This is a genomic window from Actinophytocola sp. (assembly GCF_050699935.1).
Taxonomy (GTDB): Bacteria; Actinomycetota; Actinomycetes; order Mycobacteriales; family Pseudonocardiaceae; genus Actinophytocola.
Genome location: NZ_JBOHGB010000057.1, coordinates 1 through 22,983, shown reverse-complemented (window position 1 = coordinate 22,983; position 22,983 = coordinate 1). Strand labels below are relative to the sequence as shown.

The 22,983-nt window shown below is 71.5% G+C and carries 25 protein-coding genes; 17 read left to right on the top strand and 8 right to left on the bottom strand.

What is annotated here, in order from left to right:
* The first annotated feature begins 161 nt into the window (after nucleotides 1–161).
* From ACRDTB_RS19395 to ACRDTB_RS19370, 6 genes are all read left to right on the top strand, one after another.
* Complete coding sequence (locus ACRDTB_RS19395; protein ID WP_431432177.1) at nucleotides 162–3,737, top strand: nitrate- and nitrite sensing domain-containing protein; 3,576 nt, start codon at nucleotides 162–164, stop codon at nucleotides 3,735–3,737.
* The gene (locus tag ACRDTB_RS19390) at nucleotides 3,734–4,171 is read left to right on the top strand and encodes a roadblock/LC7 domain-containing protein (protein WP_431432175.1); all 438 of its coding nucleotides are present in this window, start codon (nucleotides 3,734–3,736) and stop codon (nucleotides 4,169–4,171) included. Before ACRDTB_RS19395 ends, ACRDTB_RS19390 begins: the two co-directional genes overlap by 4 nt.
* Nucleotides 4,168–4,842, top strand: coding sequence for a DUF742 domain-containing protein (locus tag ACRDTB_RS19385; protein ID WP_431432173.1), 675 nt, complete (start codon nucleotides 4,168–4,170; stop codon nucleotides 4,840–4,842). The genes ACRDTB_RS19390 and ACRDTB_RS19385 overlap by 4 nt, the downstream gene beginning before the upstream one ends.
* Complete coding sequence (locus ACRDTB_RS19380) at nucleotides 4,823–5,431, top strand: GTP-binding protein (RefSeq protein ID WP_431432171.1); 609 nt, start codon at nucleotides 4,823–4,825, stop codon at nucleotides 5,429–5,431. The genes ACRDTB_RS19385 and ACRDTB_RS19380 overlap by 20 nt, the downstream gene beginning before the upstream one ends.
* A gap of 147 nt (nucleotides 5,432–5,578) precedes the next feature.
* Nucleotides 5,579–6,730, top strand: a complete 1,152-nt coding sequence (locus tag ACRDTB_RS19375) for an acyl-CoA dehydrogenase family protein (protein ID WP_431432170.1) — start codon at nucleotides 5,579–5,581, stop codon at nucleotides 6,728–6,730.
* Nucleotides 6,731–6,734: 4 nt separating this feature from the next.
* Nucleotides 6,735–7,418 (top strand): hypothetical protein, encoded by a 684-nt coding sequence (locus ACRDTB_RS19370; protein WP_431432168.1) that lies wholly within the window; start codon nucleotides 6,735–6,737, stop codon nucleotides 7,416–7,418.
* Nucleotides 7,419–7,660: 242 nt separating this feature from the next.
* On the opposite strand, the gene ACRDTB_RS19365 is transcribed toward ACRDTB_RS19370, so the two are convergent.
* Together ACRDTB_RS19365 and ACRDTB_RS19360 are read right to left on the bottom strand one after the other, a co-directional pair.
* Nucleotides 7,661–8,356 carry a Crp/Fnr family transcriptional regulator gene (locus ACRDTB_RS19365; protein WP_431432166.1) on the bottom strand — a complete coding sequence of 232 codons (696 nt, stop codon included), beginning with the start codon at nucleotides 8,354–8,356 and terminating at the stop codon, nucleotides 7,661–7,663.
* Nucleotides 8,353–9,297, bottom strand: coding sequence for a hypothetical protein (locus tag ACRDTB_RS19360; protein ID WP_431432164.1), 945 nt, complete (start codon nucleotides 9,295–9,297; stop codon nucleotides 8,353–8,355). The genes ACRDTB_RS19365 and ACRDTB_RS19360 overlap by 4 nt, the downstream gene beginning before the upstream one ends.
* Before the next feature lie 164 nt (nucleotides 9,298–9,461).
* Here ACRDTB_RS19360 and ACRDTB_RS19355 point away from each other — a divergent pair, with 164 nt between their 5' ends.
* Nucleotides 9,462–11,120 carry a hypothetical protein gene (locus ACRDTB_RS19355; RefSeq protein WP_431432162.1) on the top strand — a complete coding sequence of 553 codons (1,659 nt, stop codon included), beginning with the start codon at nucleotides 9,462–9,464 and terminating at the stop codon, nucleotides 11,118–11,120.
* Nucleotides 11,117–11,836 carry a hypothetical protein gene (locus tag ACRDTB_RS19350; protein WP_431432160.1) on the top strand — a complete coding sequence of 240 codons (720 nt, stop codon included), beginning with the start codon at nucleotides 11,117–11,119 and terminating at the stop codon, nucleotides 11,834–11,836. The genes ACRDTB_RS19355 and ACRDTB_RS19350 overlap by 4 nt, the downstream gene beginning before the upstream one ends.
* On the opposite strand, the gene ACRDTB_RS19345 is transcribed toward ACRDTB_RS19350, so the two are convergent.
* Together ACRDTB_RS19345 and ACRDTB_RS19340 are read right to left on the bottom strand one after the other, a co-directional pair.
* Nucleotides 11,824–12,204, bottom strand: a complete 381-nt coding sequence (locus ACRDTB_RS19345) for a VOC family protein (RefSeq protein ID WP_431432158.1) — start codon at nucleotides 12,202–12,204, stop codon at nucleotides 11,824–11,826. The genes ACRDTB_RS19350 and ACRDTB_RS19345 overlap by 13 nt on opposite strands.
* A gap of 10 nt (nucleotides 12,205–12,214) precedes the next feature.
* A complete protein-coding gene (locus tag ACRDTB_RS19340) occupies nucleotides 12,215–13,039 on the bottom strand; it encodes a helix-turn-helix domain-containing protein (RefSeq protein WP_431432156.1) in 825 nt (274 codons plus the stop codon).
* A gap of 107 nt (nucleotides 13,040–13,146) precedes the next feature.
* Between ACRDTB_RS19340 and ACRDTB_RS19335 the strand changes: the two genes are divergently transcribed.
* The 6 genes from ACRDTB_RS19335 (at nucleotide 13,147) to ACRDTB_RS19310 (ending at nucleotide 17,367) form a co-directional block, all read left to right on the top strand.
* Nucleotides 13,147–13,833: an energy-coupling factor ABC transporter permease gene (locus ACRDTB_RS19335; RefSeq protein ID WP_431432154.1), complete on the top strand. Its 687-nt coding sequence runs from the start codon at nucleotides 13,147–13,149 to the stop codon at nucleotides 13,831–13,833.
* On the top strand, nucleotides 13,830–14,186 hold the full coding sequence (locus ACRDTB_RS19330) for a PDGLE domain-containing protein (protein WP_431432153.1): 357 nt from the start codon (nucleotides 13,830–13,832) through the stop codon (nucleotides 14,184–14,186). Before ACRDTB_RS19335 ends, ACRDTB_RS19330 begins: the two co-directional genes overlap by 4 nt.
* Nucleotides 14,183–14,938: a cobalt ECF transporter T component CbiQ gene (gene cbiQ, locus ACRDTB_RS19325; protein ID WP_431432151.1), complete on the top strand. Its 756-nt coding sequence runs from the start codon at nucleotides 14,183–14,185 to the stop codon at nucleotides 14,936–14,938. Before ACRDTB_RS19330 ends, cbiQ begins: the two co-directional genes overlap by 4 nt.
* A gap of 155 nt (nucleotides 14,939–15,093) precedes the next feature.
* Complete coding sequence (locus tag ACRDTB_RS19320) at nucleotides 15,094–15,849, top strand: energy-coupling factor ABC transporter ATP-binding protein (protein WP_431432149.1); 756 nt, start codon at nucleotides 15,094–15,096, stop codon at nucleotides 15,847–15,849.
* A gap of 101 nt (nucleotides 15,850–15,950) precedes the next feature.
* On the top strand, nucleotides 15,951–16,448 hold the full coding sequence (locus ACRDTB_RS19315) for a SigE family RNA polymerase sigma factor (protein ID WP_431432147.1): 498 nt from the start codon (nucleotides 15,951–15,953) through the stop codon (nucleotides 16,446–16,448).
* A 16-nt stretch (nucleotides 16,449–16,464) separates the two neighbouring features.
* Nucleotides 16,465–17,367, top strand: a complete 903-nt coding sequence (locus ACRDTB_RS19310) for a hypothetical protein (RefSeq protein WP_431432146.1) — start codon at nucleotides 16,465–16,467, stop codon at nucleotides 17,365–17,367.
* 1 nt (nucleotide 17,368) lies between these two features.
* Here the strand turns inward: ACRDTB_RS19310 and ACRDTB_RS19305 are convergent, their stop codons facing one another.
* Nucleotides 17,369–17,560 carry a DUF6186 family protein gene (locus ACRDTB_RS19305; protein ID WP_431432144.1) on the bottom strand — a complete coding sequence of 64 codons (192 nt, stop codon included), beginning with the start codon at nucleotides 17,558–17,560 and terminating at the stop codon, nucleotides 17,369–17,371.
* 2 nt (nucleotides 17,561–17,562) lie between these two features.
* A complete protein-coding gene (locus ACRDTB_RS19300; protein WP_431432142.1) occupies nucleotides 17,563–18,084 on the bottom strand; it encodes a hypothetical protein in 522 nt (173 codons plus the stop codon).
* 46 nt (nucleotides 18,085–18,130) lie between these two features.
* Between ACRDTB_RS19300 and gcvT the strand changes: the two genes are divergently transcribed.
* The gene (gcvT, locus tag ACRDTB_RS19295; RefSeq protein WP_431432141.1) at nucleotides 18,131–19,222 is read left to right on the top strand and encodes a glycine cleavage system aminomethyltransferase GcvT; all 1,092 of its coding nucleotides are present in this window, start codon (nucleotides 18,131–18,133) and stop codon (nucleotides 19,220–19,222) included.
* Nucleotides 19,223–19,538: 316 nt separating this feature from the next.
* Here the strand turns inward: gcvT and ACRDTB_RS19290 are convergent, their stop codons facing one another.
* The gene (locus ACRDTB_RS19290) at nucleotides 19,539–20,492 is read right to left on the bottom strand and encodes a Ku protein (protein WP_431432139.1); all 954 of its coding nucleotides are present in this window, start codon (nucleotides 20,490–20,492) and stop codon (nucleotides 19,539–19,541) included.
* A 152-nt stretch (nucleotides 20,493–20,644) separates the two neighbouring features.
* On the opposite strand from ACRDTB_RS19290, the gene ACRDTB_RS19285 reads away from it, so the two are divergent.
* Complete coding sequence (locus ACRDTB_RS19285) at nucleotides 20,645–20,944, top strand: WhiB family transcriptional regulator (RefSeq protein ID WP_431432137.1); 300 nt, start codon at nucleotides 20,645–20,647, stop codon at nucleotides 20,942–20,944.
* Between the two features lie 6 nt (nucleotides 20,945–20,950).
* On the opposite strand, the gene ACRDTB_RS19280 is transcribed toward ACRDTB_RS19285, so the two are convergent.
* Nucleotides 20,951–21,766 (bottom strand): alpha/beta hydrolase, encoded by an 816-nt coding sequence (locus ACRDTB_RS19280; RefSeq protein ID WP_431432135.1) that lies wholly within the window; start codon nucleotides 21,764–21,766, stop codon nucleotides 20,951–20,953.
* An 82-nt stretch (nucleotides 21,767–21,848) separates the two neighbouring features.
* Here ACRDTB_RS19280 and ACRDTB_RS19275 point away from each other — a divergent pair.
* On the top strand, nucleotides 21,849–22,983 hold a 1,135-nt coding region (locus ACRDTB_RS19275), incomplete at its 3' end, for a glycine--tRNA ligase subunit alpha (RefSeq protein ID WP_431432213.1).

The following is a 22,983-nucleotide window of genomic DNA, read 5'->3' as shown; positions in this document are numbered from 1 at the left end:
TCGGTTCTCGCAGTCGTGACGCGCCTGGGGGGCGCGAAGCGGCAAGGAGGAAGGAAGCGAGTACCGCGGTCGATTTGAGTGCGCCGCTCGTATTTTCGCGTGCGCTCGGGTCGAATTCCCATTCCTCATTCTGAAATGAGGCTGCTGTCTTGACAGGTAACGTGACACGCACTGGTCAGCCCGGCCGCCTGGCGGCACTGTGGAGCGTGCTGGCCAACTGGCGGGACTGGAACCTGCCGGCGAAGCTCGCGGCCGTAACGCTCGTGCCGGTGATCTTCGCGGTCGTCCTCGGCGCGATGCAGATCGACGACCAGATCGACACGGCGAGCTCCTACCGGCGGGTGGACCGGCTGGTCGTGGTCAACTCCGAGCTGCGCTCGCTGATCGAGGCCCTGCAACGGGAGCGCACCGCCGGCGTCGTGCTGCTCGCCGGGCGGTCCGTCGACATCGGACCGGACACCGCCGACGAGCGCGCCGCCACCGACGCCGCACTGGGCGGCTTCCAGCGGGCCGCCGACCGGGTCACGCTCGACGAGCAGATCAGCGCCGCCGGCTACGCCGACGTCGGCAGGGCGCTGGCCGAGCTGCGCACCATCCGCGAGCAGGCCGTCGGCGCGAAGACCGACGCCGCCACCGTGCTCGGCCGCTACACCGACGTCGTCGACACGCTGCTGCGGTTCGACCGGACGCTGGCGGCAGAGGCCATCGACCCGCGGCTGGCGGCGACCTCCGCCGCGCTACACGAGCTGGAGATGATCCGCGAGCAGATCGCGTTCCAGCACACTCTGATCGGCGTCGGCATCGTGCGCGGCGGGCTCACCGGACCGGATCTGGAGTCGCTGCGCGCGGCCGCCGGCCGGCTCGCCGACAGTACGACCGACTTCTACGCGGTGGCCGGCACCGAACGCCGGCGCGCGTACGACGAGAGCATGAGCGGCACCGGGATCGCCGCCCGGAACACCGTCGTGAGCGTCGTGCTCGCGGCCCGGCCCGGCACCGACGTCCCGGTCAGCGCCCAGGAGTGGAACGACGCGTCCGCGCTGACCGAGGGCCGGATCGGCGACGTCTCGACCCTGCTGGGCGAGCAGCTGCGGAACCGGTCGGCGGCACTGCAGGACGAGGCGAGCGACGGTGCCGGGCTCGCCGCAGTGATCCTGCTCGTGGCGCTCGTGGTCGCGATCGCGGTGATGTTCGTCGTCGGCCGGCACCTGCTGAGCTCACTGTCCGCGCTGCGTCGCAGCGCCCTCGAGGTGGCCGAGCACCGGCTGCCGGATGCGGTCGCGCGGATCCGGGATCGGGGCGACGATGCCGGTCCTGTCGCGGTCGAGCCGGTGCCGGTCACCTCGATGGACGAGGTGGGCCAGGTGGCCCGCGCGTTCGACGCGGTCCAGCAGCAGGCGCTGCGGCTGGCGGCCGAGCAGGCGGGCCTGCGGGCGAAGTACTCCAGCGTGTTCGTCAACCTGTCGCGGCGAAGCCAGGGGCTCGTGCAGCGGCAGCTGCAGCTGCTGGAACGGCTCGAGCGCGACGAGGAGGACGCCGACCAGCTGGCCACTCTGTTCCAGCTGGACCACCTCGCGACCCGGATGCGGCGCAACAACGAGAACCTGATGGTGCTGTCCGGCAGCGACGTCGGCCGGCGCAGCCAGCGACCCGCGAACCTCACCGACCTGCTGCGTGCGGCGGTGTCGGAGATCGAGCAGTACCAACGGGTCGTCATGCTGCCGCCGCCGAGCGTGCAGCTCGTCGGTTACGCGGTCGGCGACATCGTCCGGCTCATCGCCGAGCTGCTCGACAACGCGACGGCGTTCTCCGCGCCGGACACGCAGGTGACGATCGCCAGCCACTCGTTCGAGGACGCCACGCTGTGCGTCGCGGTGCTCGACGAGGGCATCGGCATGAGCCAGGCCGAGCTCGACGAGGCCAACGCCAAGCTCGCCGACTCCGGTTCGATCGACGTGTCGACCTCGCGCCGGATGGGCCTGTTCGTGATCGGCCGGCTGGCGAGCCGGCACGGCATCGAGGTGCGCCTGGGCACCGGCCACGACGTGCCCGGCGTGCGGGCCACCGTGACCGTGCCGGCCGAGCTGGTTGGCTCGACCGGAGCGGACGCACCCGCGCCCGCACCCACGGCCACGCCCGCCGCGCCGGCGGAATCCAGTGGGCTCGCGGTGTTCTCGCCGAACGTCGCCGGTGGTGGCGCGCCGAAGGTCAACGGCCACGTCAACGGCTCGGTCGTCGGCGGCACCGGGGTCGGCGGCACCGGGGTCGGCGGCACGGGGGTCAACGGCACTGTCAACGGTGGGGTCAACCGCGCTGGGGTCAACGGCGCTGGGGCCGCGGGCACGAACGGCACCAACGGCGCCGCGAACGGCTCGGCCAACGGCCTGCCGCCCGGGTTCAAACCCTCGCCGCTGCCGCGCCGGAAACCGGGCACCAGCCCGGAGATCCCCCGTCCGGACGCCGAGCAACCCGGCCCGACACCCGAGCCGAAGCCTGAACCGAAGCCTGAACCGAAGCCCGAGTCCGCGAACCGGTCCACGACTCGACCCGGGTCCGGACCCGCGACCGAGCCCGCCGCCACGTCCGAGGCCCGGCCGGACACCGAGCGGTCCCACCCCGAGCAGGCCCGCCCTCAGCAGGCCCGACCGGAGCAGAGCCGACCGGAGCAGAGCCGTCCGGAGCAGAGCCGTCCGGAGCAGGCCCGTCCGGAGCCGAACGGCGAGAATGACCGGCTGCCCCGCCGCTCGCCCGGCACGCGGATGCCCGGTCCCGCAACGGGTTCGGCCACCGCGCGGCCGTTCACCCCGCCCGGCCGTGCGGGCTCGCCGGCGGCGGGTCTCTTCACGCCGGCCGGCCAGGACGGCGCCTCGTGGACGGGCGCGGGCCGCCCGGTCGACCCGCGCGCGCTCGAGGAGACCACGCCGATCTTCGACGAGATGATCTCGGCCTGGTTCCGGACCGTGACGGACCAGCCCGCCACGAAGTCCGCCCCGAAGTCCGACGAGACCAGGGAATCCACGCCGACCCCACCGCGCCCCGGGCCGCCCCGCCACGAGCGGCACCAGGAGCGGCACCAGACCCAGCGCGCAGAGCCGGCCCGGCATACCGAGCCGAATCAGCCGAATCAGCCGAATCAGCCGGACGCTGGCTGGCGGTTCGCGGCGGACTCCGGCTTCGACACGGCACGCGCGGTGTCGCGGGCCGAGCCGGCGAGCTTCACCGAGAACGGGCTGCCCCGGCGCAGTGCGGGCCAGAACCTGGTCCCCGGCAGTGCGGGCAGCGCGGCGTCCGAGCCACCCCGGCACGGACGCGCGGCCGACGACATGCGTGACCGGCTGAGCAACTACCGGCACGGTGTCCGCCGGGCGCGGGACCACCGGCGGGGCGTAGAGCCCAGCGACCCGCCGGTGGCCCAGCCCCGGGAGCCCGGCCGGCTCGACCTGAGCGGCGCCGGCTGGCGGTTCGCGGCCGACCTCGGGTGGCGTGCGGCCAACGCCGTGTCCTCGTCCACCCCGGTGGACTTCACCTCCGGCGGCCTGCCCCGGCGCAGTGCCGGGCAGAACCTGATGCCGGGCAGCGTCGCGCCGTCCGGTGGCGGTCCGCTGCGCAACGACCGTGCCGAGGAGTTGCGCGGCCGGCTCGGCAGCTTCCAGCAGGGGCTGTCCCGTGGGCGGCGCAGTCTCGCCGAACGAGGAACACCGAACGGTTACCCCGACAAGCAACAGGAGAGTGAATGAACCCGCACACCCAACCGAGTCAGTTCGGGTGGTTGGTCAACGACTTCGCCGAGCGGGTCCCCGGAGTAGCGCATGCCGTCGTCGTGTCGGCTGACGGTCTCCTGCTCACCTCGTCGGCCAGGCTGCCGGTGGACCGCGCGGACCAGCTCGCGGCCGTCGCGTCCGGGCTGGTGAGCCTCACCCACGGCGCCGCGCGGTGCTTCGAGGCCGGGGCCGTCAAGGAGACCATCGTCGAGATGCAGGGCGGGATCATGCTGCTGATGGCCATCAGCGACGGGTCGTGCCTCGCCGTGCTCGCCGCGCCGATCTGTGACATCGGTCAGGTGGCGTACGAGATGACGCTCCTGGTCGACCGTGTCGGTCAGATCCTCACCCCGGAGCTTCGAGCCCAGCTCCAGGGTGCCGGCGGGAGGATGGTTGGGCAGCCGGCGTGACCGAGTTCTTCGGACCGCCGGCCGGATCACCGCCCGACCCGCCGGACCCGCCTCACCCCGAGGACCCGGCCCAGGAGCAGACGTTCGCCGACCTGGTCAACGGGCTCACGTTCGGTGGCAGGCGGCGCAGACGCCGGGGCAAGGAGACCCAACCATCCACAATGGACGCCCCGTACGGGATGCCGGTGAGTCGGCGGACGGACCGGCCGTACTGGCCCCCGACCGAACAGGCCATCCGACCGGCGGCGCCTCCGTTACCGCCACCGACAGCGCCACCGACACCGCCACGGACGCACCTGGACGCGGTGGAGGCGGACCTCGCCGACGCGGCCGACGCCGCGATCGTGCGGCCGTACGCGTGGACCCGCGGCCGTACGAAGTCCACGATGGACATGCGCATCGAGGCCCTGGTCACCACCAGCGAGCTCGGTGAGGACATCGAGGCGCTGACACAGACCGAGCACCGCTCCGTCGCGGAGCTGTGCGCCGAACCGCGATCGGTCGCCGAGGTGGCGACCCTGCTGCACGTGCCGCTCGGCGTGGCCAAGGTGCTCCTGGGAGACATGGTGAACCTCGGGCTGGTCATCGTGCACAAGACCGCTACCGGTGGTGCCAACAAGGCTCACCTCATGTTGATGGAAAGGGTTTTGAGTGGACTCCGTCGGCTTTAAGGCCCCTGGCGGGACCCCGGCACCCTCGATGACATCGGTGAAGATCGTCGTCGGGGGCGGGTTCGGCGCGGGCAAGACGACCTTCGTCGGCTCGGTCTCCGAGATCATGCCGCTCACCACCGAGGCGGTGATGACCGAGGCGAGCACGGGCATCGACAACCTGGACGCGACCCCGAGCAAGCGGACCACCACGGTCGCCATGGACTTCGGCCGAGTCTCGCTCGAGCGGGACCTCGTGCTGTACCTGTTCGGCACACCGGGTCAGGAGCGGTTCTGGTTCATGTGGGACGACCTGGTGCGCGGCGCGATCGGTGCGGTCGTGCTCACCGACACCCGCCGGCTCGCCGACTCGTTCTCGCCCATCGACTTCTTCGAGGACCGCGAGCTGCCGTACGTGATCGGGCTGAACTGTTTCGACGGGAAGCAGGACCACGGTATCGACGAGGTGCGCGACGCGCTGGCGATCTCCGAGCAGGTGCCGATCGTGCCGTGCGACGCCCGGGACCGGGAGTCGGTCAAGCAGACGCTGATCACGATGGTCGAGTACTCGATGGAACGCTGGGTTTCCGTCCATGGAGCGGGTGTCTAGTCCGCCTCCCCGGAATTCAAAGTGTGCGTTGCGTTCCAGCGGATGGCGGCGGTCGGGCGGTTGGTTGGTGGCTGGGTTGCGTCCCGTTCCCCTTAGGTGCGGTTGGGTACGGCGCGGCATGGCGCTCCTGAGGTTAGGGTCACCCGCATGGATCTGTCCCTCAGCGAAGAGCAGGCGGCACTGCGCGAGCTGGCGCGCGACTTCGTCGACCGCGAGGTCGCGCCCCACGTGCGCGAGTGGGACCGGGTCGAGCGGGTCGACCGGTCGATCGTCGGGAAGCTCGGCGACGTCGGGTTCCTCGGGCTGACGGTGCCCGAGGACTACGGCGGCTCGGGCGGCGATCACCTGTCGTACTGCCTGATGATGGAGGAGATCGGCCGTGGCGACTCCGCGATCCGCGGCATCGTGTCGGTGTCGCTGGGACTCGTCGGCAAGACGATCCTGTCGTTCGGTACCGAGGAGCAGAAGCGCGCGTGGCTGCCCCGCCTGTGCTCGGGCGAGTCGCTGGCCTGCTTCGGGCTGACCGAGCCGGACACCGGGTCCGACGCGGGGAACCTGTCGAGCAAGGCGGTGCGGGACGGGTCGGACTGGGTGCTGTCCGGGTCGAAGATGTTCATCACGAACGGGACGTGGGCGGATCTCGCGCTCGTGTTCGCCCGCACCGGCGAGCCGGGGCCCCGTGGTGTCACGGCGTTCCTGGTGCCGACCGCGTCGCCCGGGTTCGAGCACCGGGAGATCAAGGGCAAGCTGGGCCTGCGCGGCCAGTCCACCGGCGAGCTGATCCTCGACGGGGTGCGGGTGCCGGACTCGACGCGGCTCGGCGACGAGGGGCAGGGCTTCAAGATCGCGATGGCGGCGCTGGACAAGGGCCGCATGTCGGTGGCGGCCGGCTGCGTCGGGCTCGCCCGGGCGGCGCTGGAGGCGTCGACGCGGTACGCGGGGGAGCGGCGGCAGTTCGGCAAGCCGATCGCGGGCTTCCAGCTCGTGCAGGAGATGCTGGCCGACATGGCGGTCGGCACGGACGCCGCCCGGCTGATGGTCTGGCGGGTCGCGGACCTGATCGACCGCGGGCTGCCGTTCCGCACCGAGGCGTCGATGGCGAAGTTGTACGCGAGCGAGAACTCCGTCGCGGCGGCGAACCTCGCCATCCAGGTGTATGGGGGCTACGGTTACCTCGATGAGTACCCGGTGGCGAAGATCCTGCGCGACGCCCGGGTCATGACCTTGTACGAGGGCACGAGCCAGGTGCAGAAGCTGTTGATAGGCCGAGCGTTGACCGGACTGAACGCGTTCGTGTGATGCGATGAGTGACTTGCTCGAGCCGGGCAGCCCGGCAGACTTCGAGGACCCGCCCCGACCGCGGCGGCGTACCGCCCTGGTCGTGGTCGCGATCGTCTGCGTGATCGCGGCCGGCATCGCGGTCGGGCTCGTCATCGGCACGGGCGACGACGCGGATGACGTGCCGGACGTGCAGATCGCGGAGAGCCCGGTCGTGGCGCCGAGCGTCTCGCTGCCGCCGGGGTGCGAGCTGCTGACCCCCGGGCAGGTCGCCGCGCTCGTGCCGGGCGAGCCGACCAAGGTCGGGCGCGGACCGGAGGTGGTCGTCGACGCCACGGAGTCGGCGTGCGAATGGTTCACCACGAGGTCCGACCCCAACGACTCGCGGGTGCGGCCGGCGGCCCTCGCGGTCAAGGCGACCGCCGCACCGGACGAGGAGACCGCGCGGTCGACGCTGCGGATCAGCCTGCCGTGCCAGGGTGCGGACAGCGAGCAAACCACCGTGTCCGGCGCGGACGAGGCCTGCCTGAACCACAAGGCATCGGACGGGCAGGACGGTCGCGCGGACACCGCGACGGTGTCGGCGCGCTTCCAGACACTGGTCGTCGAGGTCTCCTACCTCCGGCCGAGCTGGCCCGCCTGGCGCGTCGACGACCAGACCACGGTGACGGCCGGTGCGCTGATCGGCCGGGTCGTCCAGAGCCCGTAGGCAGGTGACGGCCGCCGGACCTGCCGGTCCGGCGGCCGCATTCCCCACCCCGGTTGTAATTCTCAGCCGAGCGTCGCGATCAGGTACGCGACCTGGCTCTCCATGATGCCATTCTCCTTTCGGGTCACGACAGACCCGAAATCCCCGCCGGAGTCAATTCCCCGACCGGTCCAGCGAATTCCGGGCCGTACCCGAAGCTTGCGTCGTGTACGAACTCGGCGCGATGACCGGTGGCACACACGTTATGTGCACTGTGGCTCAGAATCGGCGAGCAGCCGGAGCACGTCCGGCGCGGTCACCACGAACACCTGCCGACCCGTGTGCACGACGCCACGCTCCCGCAGGGTGGCGAGCGCCCGCGCGACCCCGCGTCGGGAGGCCCCGATCCGGTCGGCGATGTCCTGCTGGGTCAACGGAGTGCGGACCACCACGCCCGATCCCTCCGGCCGGCCGTAGACCTCGGCCAGTTGCAGCAGGTGGGTCGCCACCCGCCGGGCCACGTCGAGGGTCGCGACGTTCACCCGTGCCGACTCCGCCTCCCGCAGGCGCGAAGCCATCTGCCGCAACATGGCTATCGCGATCGCGGGACGGTCGTGCAGGCAGGCCGTGAACTCCTCGGCGCGCAGCTGTACGAACCGGATCTCCTGCATCGAACCGACGTTCGCGGTGCGGGTCCAGTTCTGCAGCGCGGCCAGGTCGCCGATGACGTCGCCCGGCCCGCGCAGCGCGAACAACACCACGCCACCATCCTTTGTGGTCGAATAGACCCGAACCCAGCCGGACAGCAGGATCAGCACGTGGTCGGTCGGATCGCCCTCGTGCATCACGGCCTCGCCGGCGGGCAGTCGCCGCCGCACGCCGCGGTCGATCAGGAAGGCGCGGTCGGCCGGCGCCAGGTGGTCCAGCAGGGTGCCGGTCACGATCTCCTCGGGCGTCATCGGACGGTGTCCGACCACTGCACGCCGTAGCTCAGTCCCTGCTGCAGGCCGGAGAACTCGAGGGAGATCTCGCCGAGCCGGTCGGCGTCGAGCAGGTCCGCGAGCGGGCGGAAGTCGTCCAGCGCGCGCGGTGGAACGCCGTCGACCTTCCAGATCTTCGCGGGCAGCGCGGCCGGGTCGAAGCGCACCCGCACGGCGAACCTGGCGCACGACTGCAGCGGCGTGAGCACGTAGTAGGGCCGCATGTCGGCGCGGGAGAGCGCGGAGAACCGCACGCCGTACTCGTGGTGGTCGCCGGCCCGCAGGGTGCGGGGCAGGCGGACCTCGAACTTGCCGTGGCTGCTGGCGACCGGTTCCTCGCGCACGATCTCACCGCCGTAGACGATCGCCGCCGTGATCGGGTTGGTGGCACCCGCCTCGCCGCTCGGCGCGCTGAGCCTGATCTCGATCTCGTCGAGGTCGTCGGCCGCGGCGACGATCACGCGCTCCTCCAACAGCTCCGGCGGGTCGACGTCCATCCGCAGCAGCGAGCGCAGCGAGACGGTGTGCCAGCCCTGGTGCATCCGCGGGTCCGTGACGAGGTCGTCGAGCTGCTCGGCGAGGATCCGGAAGCCCACCTTCATCCGCCGCACCGCCGCCCGCGGGTGGTCCCGGTTGATCCGCCCGGCGGCCCAGCCCATCCGGTCCTGGACGAACTGGTGATCGGCCTCGCGGTGCAGTGCGAGGGCGGCGAGCACGCAGATCCGCACATCGGTGGGAAGCCGTTGGCACAGCTCCACGAGGCGGCCGGCGACCTTGCGCCGGACCGCGGCGGGTGAGTCGGAATTCGTTACCCCGCAGGCGGTTCTCAGGTGGGCTCCGACCCGGGCGGCGATGTCGTGGGCCAGCATTCCACGGCCACGGTGAATCTCCAGCAGTTCGTCGTAGGTACTCGGCGCCACCAGGTCATGTTCCCAGATTCCGGAATATCAAGCCAGCACGACGGTGTCCAGGAATTGTCCGCGGCCATATCTGCGACAAATTCTCGTCATTCAGCATCGGTTTCCCGGCAGGGAAGGATTTCGCGGCTAAAGTCGAATTCTCGACGCCGGCCTCGAGGAGTGCCATGAACAACCCGCCCGCGACCGGCGGCCGAGACGACACGACCCGGTACCTGTGCGCGGCGGCCCACCTGGACCAGACGTTCGCCGACGACGCGATCCGGGAGTTCCTCGTCGAGCCCACCCGCGCGGTGCCACCGGCGCCGGGGGTGAACGCACCGGCGGTACTCGCCGAGGCGGTGGCCGCCCGCGCCCGCCGGAAGGTGAGGGACGCCACGCTCGTCGCGCTCGCGGTGGTGGCGCTGGTCTTCGCGTCCTGGTTGTTCCTGGGCCTGTGGGCGGTCGTCGCCGTGGGCGCGACGATCCCGGCCGCGAAGTCCGAGGGCTGGGTCAGTACCGTCAAGCGGCTCGCGCCCCTCGTCGCGGTCGTGGCGATCGGTGTCGCCGCGTACCTGTTCGTCGGCGAGAGCGTGACGAGCGTCGCCGACGCCGGCTCCGACGCCGAGGCGGTGGCGGGCATTGTGCTGTCGATCGTCGCGATCATCGGCGTGTTCGTGGTGTTGCTGGTCGACGAGTTCGTCGTCGCCAACCACATCAACACCCGGTTCCGCCGCGGCCGCACGGTCGGCGACGTGGTCGTGCGGCCCGACCAGCGGCCAGTCCTGACGTTCGCCGCGAAGCGGTTCCTGACCCAGCTGGGCCGTCACCTCCGCGGACCGGCCGAGCCGATGGCACCCGGCCGGACCCCGGCGCAGGGCGGCGACGGTGGCGGCCGTGCCCCCGCGCCGGTGGTCGTCTCGCGTGGTTTCAACCCGTTCGTCGGCGCGGGCGAGCCGCACAAGCCGTGGTCGTTCGCCGTCCCGCTCAAGCCGGTTTCGAACGAGCCGGCAAAGCCGCTGACCGCGGCGGTTCTGTACGGGCGGATCTACGCCGCGGTGGTCGCGCTGCGTTCGTCGGCGTACCTCAGCCCCGGCCGGCGGTTCGCCGAGCTGAACGTCACCGAGCAGATCGTGGTGTCGGCCGAGGAGCTGATCGACCACGACGCCACGGCCCGCGACTTCCTGGCCGACCACACGGTCCCGCCCTACCCGTGGCTTCGCGGCGAGCGGGTGTGGCAGCTGCGGGACGATCCGCAGGAGTGGGCCAGGTACTACCTGTGCTTCCAGGTGGAGACCTGGGACCGCGACTTCGTGGTGTCGATCTACGTGCACCTGGCCGTCAGCGCGGACACGCTCTACGTCGAGTGGACGCCGTGCGTGCTGCTGCCCATCCGGGCGTGGTACCGGCGGATCGACGCGATGCCGATGTCGCTGTGGTCGACCGTCGTCCAGTCGCTCGCCGGGCTCGCCGCGCTTCCGGTGACCCTGCCACGGCGATTCGCCGGGCTGTTCTCCAGGATTCGCCCGTTGCCCAGGCAGCGCGGCGTGATCAGTGCCGACATGTTCGGCGTCCTGTGGAGCCTGCGGGAGCGTGCCGCGGACTCCGACGTGCACAACTATTTCCAGCGCGCCGACCTGGACCGCTACGTGAAGGTGCTGGAGAGCCGGTTCACGCTGGCGATCATCGCCGTGCTAAAGGACGCCGGGTACTCGGTCGCCGGTCTGGAGCAGCGGGTCGAGGCCGTGGAGAACAACAACCTCTTTATCAACAACAGTGGGAACGTCGCGATTGGTGGGCGCGCGAACAGGGTCGGCAATGTGACGAAGACAGGGACGGCATCATGAGCTACGGCGACCGGGCCGAGGTGCACGGCAACTCCGGGAACATGGCCGTCGGCGGGCAAGGGAACAGGGTCGGCAACATCACCGTGAACTCCTCGCCGCCGGCATCTCCATCGACCAACCGGGCGGCCGGTCCCGCGGGACGGTCGCACCGGCTCGGGTTCGTCGTCGACGTGGTGAGCTACGGCGAGAGGTCGGCGCCCGCGCAGGAGCGGATCCAGGGGCGGCTCCAGTCGTTGCTGCGTGGGGTGGTCGCCGACGTCGGTGCCGACTTCGACGAGGTCGACCACGACGGCGGCTCGGGCGACGGCATGGTCGTGTTCCTGCCCTCCGGCGGCGACCCCACCCGGCTGCTGCCCGGCCTGCTGCGCGCGACCGCGGAACGGCTCGCGGAGGACAACGAGACGTACCGGGACCGGGTCCGCCTGCGCATGGCCGTGGGGTCGGGGCTGGTCGGCGAGGGCGCCACCGGGTTCAGCGGCCCGCTCGTGGTGAACATCAGCCGCCTGGTCGACAGCCAGCCGTTGCGGCGGGCGGTGGCGGACAACCCGGACTCCGACCTGGTCGTGCTGGTGCTCGACGCGCTGCACCGGGAGGTCGTCGTGCCGGGCTACCTCGCGCCGCGGGTCGCCCAGTTCCGCCTGGTCGACGTGGCCATGAAGGAGTTCATCGAGCCCGCGTGGCTGTGGGTGAGCACGCCCGGCGATCAGGGCCGGTAGGTCCCGAACGACCAGAGGTTGCCCTCGGGGTCGCGCGCGGAGTACTCGTGCGAGCCGTAGTCCAGGTGCTCGAGGTCGCGGACGATCGTGGCACCGGCCGCCTTCGCGCGCTCGAAGTGGGTCTGCGGGTCGTCGACCACGAGGTAGAGGCTGATCGGCGAGGCCAGCGGGTTCGCGGTGCCGCCGCCGAGCCAGCCGGGGTCGCGCGGGCCGCTGACCATGACCGTGTCGGCCCCGTGCCGGAGCTCGGCGTGGCCGATCTTGCCCCGATCGTCGCGGTGGATGTCGTGCTCGGTGAGGCCGAACGCCTCGGCGAGCCAGGCCACGGCCGCGTCCGGGTCCTGGTAGCACATGGCTGGGATGATCATGTGGGCGACGCTAATCCGCGGGTACCCAGGCGTATTGGACGGATGTGACCTCCCGCGCGGCCCGCCCCGGCAGCCGCGAGAGGTAGTCGGTCGGCGTGGTGCCGGCGAACTCGCGGAAGTCGCGGTTCATGTGCGCCTGGTCGTAGTAGCCGCACTCGGCCGCGACCCGGGACAGCTCCGCGCCGCCGACCCGGCGCAGCAGCCTGGAGAACCGGACGATCCGCGCGACCGTCTTCGGTGGCAGCCCGACCTGCTGGCGGAACCGGGTGACCAGGTGCCGGCGGCTCCAGCCGACCTCGTGCGCCAGCGCGCCGATCGGCACCGTGCCGCCGGACTCGCCGAGCCGCCGCCACGCCCACGCGACCTCCGGCGCGGGCTCCGGGCCACGGGCGGCCCGGTCCGTCAGGAACCCGTCGAGCACGGCGAAGCGGTCCGCCCAGTCGGGCGTGTTCGCCAGCCGCTCGGTGAGCCGGGCGCCGGCCGGGCCGAGGACGTCCGCGAGGTCCACGACCGCACCGGTCAGCTCGTCCATCGGCACGCCGAGCAGCGTGTACGCGCCGAGCGGGGTCAGCTTGAGATCCACGCACTCGATGGCGCCGAACTGGTCGATGACGGCGTGCGTGTCGGTGAGGCCGGTGACGAACGCACCTGGCAACCCACCGAACGCGGCGCCCATGTTGAGGATCACGGTGGCGGTCGGCGTCGGCGTGGCGAGCCAGCGCTCACCGCTCGTGGCCGGTTGGGTGAATCCCAGATAGTTCCTGGTCAGCAGCGTACGCACCGGCTCGCTCGGCCGGCTTTCGGCGTAGCTGAGGGCGGGCACCGCCGTGCTCACGGCACCGATCGTAGCCGCGTCGCAAATCTGGCTCAGTTGCAAACCTCTGGCGATAGTGCTCCGAAGCTCATAGTGTGCAACTCGTGTCCACCTCGGTAGCAATGCACATGAGCGATGGCCTGATCGACGCGCCCACCTCGGTGATCTTCGGTGGCGTCGCGGTGATCGGCGTGGCGGTGGCCCTTGTCGGGGCTCGCCGTGATCTCGACGACCGGACCGCGCCGATGGCCGGCCTGGTCGCGGCATTCGTGTTCGCCGTCCAGATGATCAACTTCCCGGTCCTGCCCGGTGTGAGCGGCCACCTGCTCGGCGGCGCGCTCGCGGCGATCCTGGTCGGCCCGTGGGTCGGCGCGCTGTGCGTGAGCATCGTGCTCGCCGTGCAGGCACTCGTGTTCGCCGACGGCGGCCTGACCGCGCTCGGCGCCAACGTCACCAACATGGCCTTCATCGGTCTCGCCGCCGGATTCCTGATCGCGCTCGCGCTGCGCCGCCTCGCCACCCGCGGCCGGGCGGGGCTGGTGGCGGTCGCGTTCGTCGCGGCCTTCGGCAACGTGGTGATCGCCTCGCTCGGCTTCGTGCTCGAGTTCGCGATCGGCGGCGACGCGGCCTTCTCGCTCGGCGGGGTAGCCGCCACGATGGTCGGCCTGCACGCGCTCATCGGGATCGGCGAGGGCGTGATCACGGCGCTGACCGTGACCGCGGTGGCCGGCGCCCGGCCCGACCTGGTGTACCTGCTGCGCGGCACGGCGAGACCGCTGGAGCTGCGCCCGTCGCCGCTCGGGAGTGCGTCATGAGGCGGAGGTGGGTCTTCCTCGCCGGGTTCGCGTTGGTGGCGCTGGTGATCGCGGGTGGGCTGTCGTACTTCGCCGACTCCGACCCGGACGGGCTGGACTCCGCCACGCTCGAGGGCTGCGAGGTGGTCGAGACGCCGCGGGGGGAGGAGCTGACCGGCTCGTGCATCGCGCAGCGAGCCGACGAGCACGGCTTGGCGGACAGCCCGCTGGCCGACTACGCGGTGGGCGGTGACGACCGGTTCACCGGTGTCGCCGGTGTCGTCGGCGTCCTCGCCACCGCGGTCGTCGCGGGCGGTCTGTTCTGGTTGCTGCGCCGCCGGCCCGGCAAGCCGACCGGACACCGCCGGGCATGAGTGGTGTCCAGCTGCTGTACCGGTCGGGCAGCTCGCCGGTGCACCGGCTGCCGGCTCAGGTGAAGATCGTCGCGGCGCTGCTCGCGGTGATCTGCGTGGTGGCCACGCCGCGCGAGGAGTTCTGGGCGTTCGGCGTGTACCTGGTGCTGCTGCTCGGGATCTGGTCGGTGGCCGCGGTCCCGGTCGGCCACGTCCTGCGGCGCGCGGTGATCGAGGTGCCGTTCGTGGTGATCGCACTGGTGATGCCGTTCCTCGGCGCCGGACCGCGGTTCACGTTCCTCGGGCTCAGCCTGTCCGAGCCGGGCGCGCTGGCGGGGTGGAACATCCTCGCGAAGGGCACGATCGGCGTGTTCGCGTCGCTGACGCTCGCGGCCACCACGACCCCGCGCGAGCTGATCGTGGGCCTGCAGCGGCTGCGCGCGCCGGCGGTGCTGACCACGATCGCGACGCTCATGCTGCGCTACCTCGAGGTGATCGCCGCCGAGGCCCGGCGCATGCGCACCGCACGGATCTCCCGCGGCCACAACCCGCGGTTCCTGTGGCAGGTCGGCGCGACCGCGCGGGGAATCGGCGCGCTGTTCGTACGCAGCTACGAGCGAGGCGAGCGGGTGCACCTGGCGATGGTCTCCCGCGGCTGGACCGGCACGATGCCCGACCACGGGGTGGCGGCCGCGCCGGCCACGTGGCTCGCCGGCCTGCTGCCGGTCCTGGTGACGGCGTGCGTGATGGGCGCGGCACTATGGCTGCCGTGAGCGGGAGCGACGGAGCGTCCGCCGTCTGGACGGAGGAGCAGCGCAGGCGTGAGGGACGAACGCCGAGCAGCGCACGGAGGAAGACGGCGGGTAGCGGAGGAGCGGAGCGAACCGAGGGCGCCGTGAGCGGGAGTGAGGGTGACGCGGTCTCTGCCGTGAGCGGGGAGCCGGCCCTGGACAGGCCGCCGGCGTTGTCGGTCGAACGGCTGGCGTTCGCGTATCCGGACGGCCACCAGGCGCTGTACGGGATCGACCTTCGGGTCGAGCCGGGTGAGCGGGTGGCGGTGCTGGGCCCGAACGGCGCGGGCAAGACGACGCTGGTGCTGCACCTGAACGGCGTGCTGTCCGGCGGGTCCGGGCGGATCCGCGTGGCGGGCCTGCCGGTGTCGAAGTCCACGCTGCGCGAGGTGCGCCGCCGGGTGGGGATCGTGTTCCAGGACCCGGACGACCAGCTGTTCATGCCGACGGTCGGCGAGGACGTGGCGTTCGGCCCGGCCAACTTCGGCCTGTCCGGCGACGCGCTGGAGGCTCGCGTGCGGTCGGCGCTCGCGGCAGTCGGCATGTCCGGCCACGTCGACCGGTCGCCGATGCACCTGTCCGGCGGCCAGCGCCGGCGCGTGGCGCTCGCGACCGTGCTGGCCTGCGACCCGGAGATCCTGGTGCTCGACGAGCCGTCGGCGAACCTGGAGCCCGTGGCCCGTCGGGAGCTGGCCGAGGTCCTGCTAGCCCTGGACCGCACGATGCTGATGGTCACCCACGACCTGCCGTACGCGCTGCAACTGTGCCCGCGCAGCGTCCTGATCGACGACGGCCTGATCGTCGCCGACGGGCCCACCCCCGAGCTGCTCGCGGACGCGGACCTCCTCGCCGCGCACCGGCTCGAGCTGCCCTACGGCTTCCGGCTGGACTGACCCCGGCGCTTCCCCGCCCCGCCATGTGTCGTGGCGGCGAGCAACCCCGGCGTGCCCGGCCCGCGTTGTCCAGGTGTGGAGGAAAGCACAGGGGAGGTCCGGTGAAACGGTCCGAGGAGACGGCCTACCGCGAGTACGTGACGAGTCGGATGGACGTCCTGCGCCGGGTCGCCTACCTGCTCTGCAGGGACTGGCACACGGCCGACGACCTCGTGTCGGTCACCATCAGCAGGCTCTACCGGCACTGGACGCGCGTCGGGTCGACTCCCGGCGTCGACGCCTACGTGCGGAAGATCCTGCTGCGGGTGTGGCTGGACGAGAAGCGCCGGCCGTGGCGCCGTCGTGAGGAGCCCGCCGAGCAACTGCCGGAGCTCGAGTCGTTTCCCGAGTTCCGCGTGGTCGACCGCGAGCAGCTGCTCGACCTGCTCGACAGCCTCCCGCCCCGGCGGCGGGCCGCGGTCGTGCTGCGCTTCTACTGCGACTTCTCGGTGGAGGAGACCGCCGAGATCCTCGGCTGCACTACCGGCACCGTGAAGAGCCAGACCGCGCGGGGGCTCGACACGTTGCGCACGCAGGCCGAGGCGGCCGTACGTGACTAGCAACGGAGACAAGGCAATGAGCAAGAACCTGTTCGACGACGCGATCGGGGAGGTGCCGCCGTCCACCGTGGACGTGGACGCGGTGATCGCGCGCGGGCGCCGCGCGGACCGGATGCGCCGGGTCGTGAGTCCCACGCTCGCGACCGTCGTCGCGGTCGCGACGCTGCTCGGCGGTGTGGCCGTGGTGGTGCTGTCCGACGACGACGCGGGCGGCTCCGCCCCGGCGAGCCCGCCCAGCACCACCACGGCGCCACCCTCGTCGGATCCGGTGAGTGAGTCGCCGTGCGCGGGCATGACCCCGACGGCGCCGCCGCAGCCGGAGGAGCCGGCGGTGACCGAGGACCGGCTCACCAGCGTGCTGAACGACGTGGTGTCGGACCAGCTGGGTCCGGGCGCCACCCTGGAGGAGAACCCCGACGCGAAGAACCGGGCGGGCAAGCGGCTCGGCGCGCTCGAGGCCTACCACTGGTACTCGAAGCTCAAGGAGACCAAGAACGGCTGCCGGGGCGGCGAGGACTACTACCTGGCGCGTGCCAGCGTGCGGTCCGCGGACGGCACGGGCAGCGTCCTGGTGCTGGTCGCGCGGGCGGGCGGTATGGGCAGCTCCCCGGACATCTTCGAGTGCGACGCCCCGAACGTCGAAAAGCCCGACGAGACCTCCTGCGAGACGGAGACGACCCCGAACGGCGACCTGGTGATGCGGACGGGGCTGGGTGCCGGCGGCGAGGCGAAGGGATCCCGGACGCTCCGGGTGGACGTGCTGCGGGCGGATCAGACGTTCGTGCTCGTCGAGTCGGCCAACATGGCCACATCCGGCAAGTACCCCGGGCCCGCGACCGCGTCGAAGATCCCGCTCAGCCACGAGCAGCTGAAGCAGATCGCGCTCGACCCGCGAGTGACGATGTACCCGGAGGGTTGAGTCATCGGGCCAGGAAGTGCCAGCCGACCCACAGCCAGAGGGCGACCATGATCAGCCGACCCGTCTTGGTGGCCATCGCGGCGGTGAGGAGGTGGCCGGCCGTCAGCCGGGACCGGCGGCGGGCGGTCACCTCCACCGCTGCCGCCGCGAAGGCCAGCAGCACGAAGCCGGCGCCGAGCAACCAGGACAGCATCGTCACCTCCGGACCAGCAGCCAGCCGGCGGACAGCCACAGCGCCCAGCCGGCCACGCGCAGCGGGTAGATCTCCAGGACCGGGTCCATGAGCAGGCTGAACGACAGCTCGCCGAAGAGGAGCGCGAGCAGCTCCCACGCCGCGAAGCAGACCGCCCACACCAACCATGCCCGGTGGCCGGTCGCGACCTGGGCGATCACGGTGTCGGATGGTCCGAGTCGCTTCCGCGCGGACGCCGCGTCGCTTCCGCTCACGGTGTTGGTTGGTTCGCTTCGCTCCCGCGCTACCCGCCGTCTTCCCTCCTCACCTGCTCGGCGCTGGCGCGCCTGCGCGCGCTCGTCAGTCCAGACGGCGGACGCTCCGGCGCTCCCGCTCACGGGGCGGGGGCGGCGGAACACCAACACCGCCACCAACGCGGCGATGCCGGGCACCAGGACGGCGATCAGCGCCGGGAGGCTGTGGCTGGTGAACGTGGCACCTACCGCCGCGTACGCCGCCCCGGCGACGAGGAGCCAGGGACGCATACCCCCATTGTTTCCGAAGCGCGGACGAACAGGCAGGATCGGTGCCATGAGCCAACCTTCTCCGCTGCACGACGTGCACACCGCGCTGGGGGCCTCCTTCACGGACTTCGCCGGGTGGTCGATGCCGCTTCGCTACGGCAGCGAGCTCGCCGAGCACCGGGTGGTGCGCGAGGCGGCCGGGCTGTTCGACCTGTCCCACATGGGAGAGATCGAGGTCACCGGGCCGGAAGCGGGGCGGGCCCTGGACTACGCCCTGGTCGGCAACCTGTCGGCGGTGAAGGCCGGGCGTGCCCGGTACACGATGATCTGCGACGCGGACGGCGGCGTGCTCGACGATCTCGTGGTGTACCGGATCGGCGAAGACCACTACATGGTGGTGGCCAACGCGTCGAACTCGGCGCTCGTGGCGGCGGAGCTGCGCACGCGCGCCGAGGGGTTCACGGTCGAGGTGGCCGACCGCTCGCTGGACTGCGCGCTGGTCGCGGCGCAGGGGCCGCTCTCGGCGGGCATCGTCGGGAAGGTGTGCGCGGCGGATCTCGACGCGTTGCCGTACTACGGCGCGACGCCGACCCGGATCGCCGGGCATGACGTGCTCCTTGCTCGCACCGGCTACACCGGTGAGGACGGTTTCGAGGTGTACGCGGAGTCGCCGAACGCCGCGGACGTGTGGCGGGCGCTGACCGAGGCGGGCGGCCCGGACCTGATGCCGACCGGCCTCGCCGCACGTGACACGCTCCGGCTCGAGGCGGGCATGCCCTTGTACGGCAACGAGCTCTCGGCGGACATGAGCCCGTTCGACGCCGGCCTCGGCCGGGTGGTGAAGTTCGACAAGGCGGCGGACTTCGTCGGCCGGGCCGCGCTCGACCAGCGCAGCAAGGTCGAGGCCGCGTCGACGCTGGTCGGCCTGGTCGGCGAGGGCCGGCGGGCGCCGCGGCACGGGTACCCGGTGCTCGACGGCGGGAACCAGGTCGGCACGGTGACCAGCGGCGCACTGTCCCCGACACTGGGTCGGCCGATCGCGATGGCCTACGTGCCGCCCTCGCTGTCCGCGCCCGGCACCGAGCTGGTCGTGGACGTGCGCGGCAGGACCGCCCCGGTCGAGGTGGTCAAGCTGCCGTTCTACAAGCGCGCTAAGTGAACGTTGGCGTGGTCGGCGGGGAGGTCGAGCAGTTCGGCGGTCGGGGTCATGGCGACACTGAACCACCGACCCCTGACAATTTCGGGAACTGGCGGGTCAGGCCACGCTTCGGGCACGCGCACAGGACGAGCAGCCGACCTCACCGCAGCTTCGCGGATCATCGTGCAGGGTCTTGGACCGCTCAACGGAACCTCAGGGGACCGCGACGCCACCCAGCCACAGTCAACCGCACGTCCGCACCGTTCGCCGGAACGTAACCGACACTGTGAATTCCGGGGCGGCGAGCTGATTCCGGGGAGGCGGACCAGCACCTCCTCTAGGCGGCGCCCGCGCTCCTCGCGTCGGCGACGGCCTTCGCCAGCTCGTCGCGGGTCATCTTGGAGCGGCCCTTGACGTCGAGGTCGCGGGCCAGCTTGTCGAGATCGGCCTTGCTGAGGCCATCCAGGTCCTCCGCGGATTCCTCGGCGGACGCGGCGGGCGTGTCGCGGCGCTTCTTGCGGCCCTCAACGCTCTTGGACAGGGCCTCGAACAGGTCCACGACCTTCGTCGGCTCGCTCGGCTCGGCCTCGGCGAGGATCTCCTTGCCCTCGCGCTTGTCCTCGATGAGCTTCTCGACCTGCTGGGTGTACGTGTCGTGGTAGTCCTCGGGCCGCCACTCGTCGGTCATCGACTCGATCAGGCTCATCGCCATCTCGATCTCCTTGCCGCGCGCGGTGGTGATCTCCGGCAGCGACTTCAGCTCCTTGGCGGGGTCGCGGATGTCCTCGGGGAACAGCAGGGTGTTCAGCACGAGCATGCCGTCGCCCGCGCGCACCGCGGTCAGGTACTCCTTGCCGCGCATCACGAACGTCGCGACGCCGGCCCGGTTGGTCTTCTCCATGGCCTGCAGCAGCAGCGAGTACGACCGGCCGTACTCCTCCTTCGACGGCGCCAGCCAGTACGTCTTCTGAAAGTGGACCGGGTCGATGTCGTCGAGCTCGACGAACGTGTCGATGTCGATCGTCCGCGACCGGCCGGGCGCGATCGCCTCCAGCTCGTCCGGCTCGATGATGACGTACTCGCCGCCACCGAGGTCGGCGCCCTTGACGATGTCGGAGAACGCCACCTCCTTGCCGGTCCGCTCGTTGATCCGCTTGTACCGGATCCGGTCCGACGTCCCCCGCTCGAACTGCCGGAAGCTGATCGTGTGGTCCTCGGTCGCGCTGTACAGCTCGACCGGGATCGTCACGAGACCGAAGTTGATCGCCCCGCTCCAGATCGGTCTTGCCACTGCTTCTGCCCTCCCCTTCGCGGTCAGTGCCCGATCATCATGACCCTTTCCCGGAAGGATGCACCAGTCCGGCACTTCGTGGTTTGTCCCGCGAACGGCGTGGGTACCACACCGGTTGCACGCTCAAGCGCGAATCCAGAAGGAGCCGACCCATGGTTGACGTGTCGAGACTGCCCGGTCCCGTATCGGAGACCTGGGACTGGCAGCGTCGCGGTGCCTGCCGTGGCCACAACAGCGAGTTGTTCTTCCATCCGCGCGCCGAGCGAGGCCAGGCACGCGAGCGGCGCATCGCACACGCGAAGGAGATCTGCCGTACCTGCCCGGTGATCGTCGAGTGCCGACACCACGCGCTGACCGTGTACGAGCCCTACGGCATCTGGGGCGGTCTCGACGAGAGCGAGCGCCGCGCGGCTTACGTGCACCGCAAGCGACGGAGCGAGCACGTGGCTTAGCCGCCTCTAGCCGGCGACCCGAGCGCAGAGTCGGGCCGTGGCGTCGACCAGTCGGGGGCCGTCGAGCAGCGTGGCGTCGTTGTGATCTGCTCCGGGCTGCTCGACGGACGTGACGGGTCCGCCCGCCACTCGCGCCACCGTCCGGCTCTGTTCCGTGGGGACGATCGAGTCCGCGGTTCCGTACACGACCACGGTCGGCACCCGCACCCGGCGGATCCGCTCCGCGACCGGGTAGCGGTCCTTCAACAGCAGCCTGACCGGCAGGAACGCGTAGTGCTCGGCCGCCACGTCGGCCAGCTCCGTGAACGGTGAGCGCAGCAGCAGCCCGCCCGGCGGGTGCTCGGTCGCGAGCTCGGTGACGACGGCCGCGCCGAGGCTCTCCCCGAAGTAGACCAGCCGCTCGGGCGGCACGCCCAGGTCGTCGACCAGGTAGCTCCGCGCCGCGCGCACGTCGAGGGCGAGCCCCTCCTCGGTCGGGTCGCCCGGATTGCCGCCGTAGCCGCGATAGTCGAGCAGCAGCACCGACATGCCGCGCGCTCGCAGCGCCTCGGCCAGCGGCGCGCGCGTCGACCGGTCACCCGCGTTGCCATGTGCGACCAGCACCGACACCCCCAGGTCGGCACCCGTGGCGGGGACGTACCAGGCGCCCAGCTCCAGCCCGTCCGCGGTCTCCAGTACTACGTCGCGCGCCCCCGGCAGGACCGTCGCGGCCGCGGGCACCGGGCCCGACGACGGCAGGTAGATCAGGCGGCGTTGGAATATGTAGGCGAGCGTCAGCACCACGAGGACGAGCACCGCCAGCACGGCGAGCACCTGCAGCACCCGTCGAGTGTGACGTACCGGCCCGCGGTGGCCCATCGACTTGTCCATCGATCCGAAACATTAGGGTTGTCCAGTGCTGACGATGCAGGACGCCTTGCTCGCGTTGACCCGATACTGGACCGAACGCGGCTGCATGATCGTGCAGCCGTTCAACACCGAGGTCGGTGCCGGCACCCTCAACCCGGCGACCATCCTGCGCGTGCTGGGTCCGGAGCCGTGGCGGGTCGCCTACGTCGAGCCGAGCGTTCGGCCCGACGACGCGCGGTACGGCGAGAACCCGAACCGGCTGCAGACGCACACCCAGTTCCAGGTCATCCTCAAGCCCGACCCGGGCGACCCGCAGGAGCAGTACCTCGCGAGCCTCGAGGTGCTGGGCATCGACATCCACGCGCACGACATCCGGTTCGTCGAGGACAACTGGGCCAACCCGGCGACCGGCTCGTGGGGGCTGGGCTGGGAGGTGTGGCTGGACGGGCTGGAGATCACCCAGTTCACGTACTTCCAGCAGGCCGGCGGGATGAGCCTGGACCCGGTGTCGGTGGAGATCACCTACGGCGTCGAGCGCATCATCATGGCGCTGCAGAAGGTCGGCCACTTCTCCGACATCGCCTACGCGCCGGGCATCTCCTACGGCGAGGCGTTCGGCCAGGCCGAATACGAGATGAGCCGGTTCTACCTGGACGACGCGGACGTCGACACCCAGCGCCGGCTGTTCGAGGACTACGCCGCCGAGGCCCGCCGGATGCTCGACGCCCGACTGCCCGTGCCCGCGTACGTGCACGTGCTGAAGTGCTCGCACACGTTCAACGTGCTGGACTCCCGCGGCGCGATCAGCACGACCGAACGGGCACGGGCGTTCGCCCGGATGCGCGGGCTCTCGCGCGAAGTGTCGGCACTGTGGGCGTCGCGGCGCGAGGAGCTGGGACATCCGCTGGGGGAGTCGCCCGCCCCGGCTCCGGTGGCCGCGCCGTCGTCGTTCCCGGAGGTGTCCGAGGCGGCGCCGCTGCTGTTCGAGGTCGGCACCGAGGAGCTGCCGCCCGGCGAGGTCTCCCGCACCGCCCGCGCGCTGCGGGAGGCGCTGGCGGGCAAGCTCGCCTCGACCCGGCTCGCGCACGGCCCGGTCGAGGTCCATGCGACGCCGCGGCGGCTCGTCGCGCTGGTCGCCGACGTGGCGCCGCGCGAGCCCGACGCGGAGCGGTTCGTACGCGGCCCGCGGG

What these genes read in the sequence shown, in the direction of transcription:
- ACRDTB_RS19375 (WP_431432170.1), top strand. Translation starts at nt 5,579, where the DNA reads ATGGATCTGTCCCTCAGCGAAGAGCAGGCGGCACTGCGCGAGCTGGCG.
- ACRDTB_RS19300 (WP_431432142.1), bottom strand. Translation starts at nt 18,084, where the DNA reads ATGCGTCCCTGGCTCCTCGTCGCCGGGGCGGCGTACGCGGCGGTAGGT.
- ACRDTB_RS19310 (WP_431432146.1), top strand. Translation starts at nt 16,465, where the DNA reads ATGAGCAAGAACCTGTTCGACGACGCGATCGGGGAGGTGCCGCCGTCC.
- ACRDTB_RS19330 (WP_431432153.1), top strand. Translation starts at nt 13,830, where the DNA reads ATGAGGCGGAGGTGGGTCTTCCTCGCCGGGTTCGCGTTGGTGGCGCTG.
- cbiQ (WP_431432151.1), top strand. Translation starts at nt 14,183, where the DNA reads ATGAGTGGTGTCCAGCTGCTGTACCGGTCGGGCAGCTCGCCGGTGCAC.
- ACRDTB_RS19365 (WP_431432166.1), bottom strand. Translation starts at nt 8,356, where the DNA reads ATGACGCCCGAGGAGATCGTGACCGGCACCCTGCTGGACCACCTGGCG.
- ACRDTB_RS19350 (WP_431432160.1), top strand. Translation starts at nt 11,117, where the DNA reads ATGAGCTACGGCGACCGGGCCGAGGTGCACGGCAACTCCGGGAACATG.
- ACRDTB_RS19390 (WP_431432175.1), top strand. Translation starts at nt 3,734, where the DNA reads ATGAACCCGCACACCCAACCGAGTCAGTTCGGGTGGTTGGTCAACGAC.
- ACRDTB_RS19345 (WP_431432158.1), bottom strand. Translation starts at nt 12,204, where the DNA reads ATGATCATCCCAGCCATGTGCTACCAGGACCCGGACGCGGCCGTGGCC.
- ACRDTB_RS19355 (WP_431432162.1), top strand. Translation starts at nt 9,462, where the DNA reads ATGAACAACCCGCCCGCGACCGGCGGCCGAGACGACACGACCCGGTAC.
- gcvT (WP_431432141.1), top strand. Translation starts at nt 18,131, where the DNA reads ATGAGCCAACCTTCTCCGCTGCACGACGTGCACACCGCGCTGGGGGCC.
- ACRDTB_RS19285 (WP_431432137.1), top strand. Translation starts at nt 20,645, where the DNA reads ATGGTTGACGTGTCGAGACTGCCCGGTCCCGTATCGGAGACCTGGGAC.
- ACRDTB_RS19305 (WP_431432144.1), bottom strand. Translation starts at nt 17,560, where the DNA reads ATGCTGTCCTGGTTGCTCGGCGCCGGCTTCGTGCTGCTGGCCTTCGCG.
- ACRDTB_RS19370 (WP_431432168.1), top strand. Translation starts at nt 6,735, where the DNA reads ATGAGTGACTTGCTCGAGCCGGGCAGCCCGGCAGACTTCGAGGACCCG.
- ACRDTB_RS19335 (WP_431432154.1), top strand. Translation starts at nt 13,147, where the DNA reads ATGAGCGATGGCCTGATCGACGCGCCCACCTCGGTGATCTTCGGTGGC.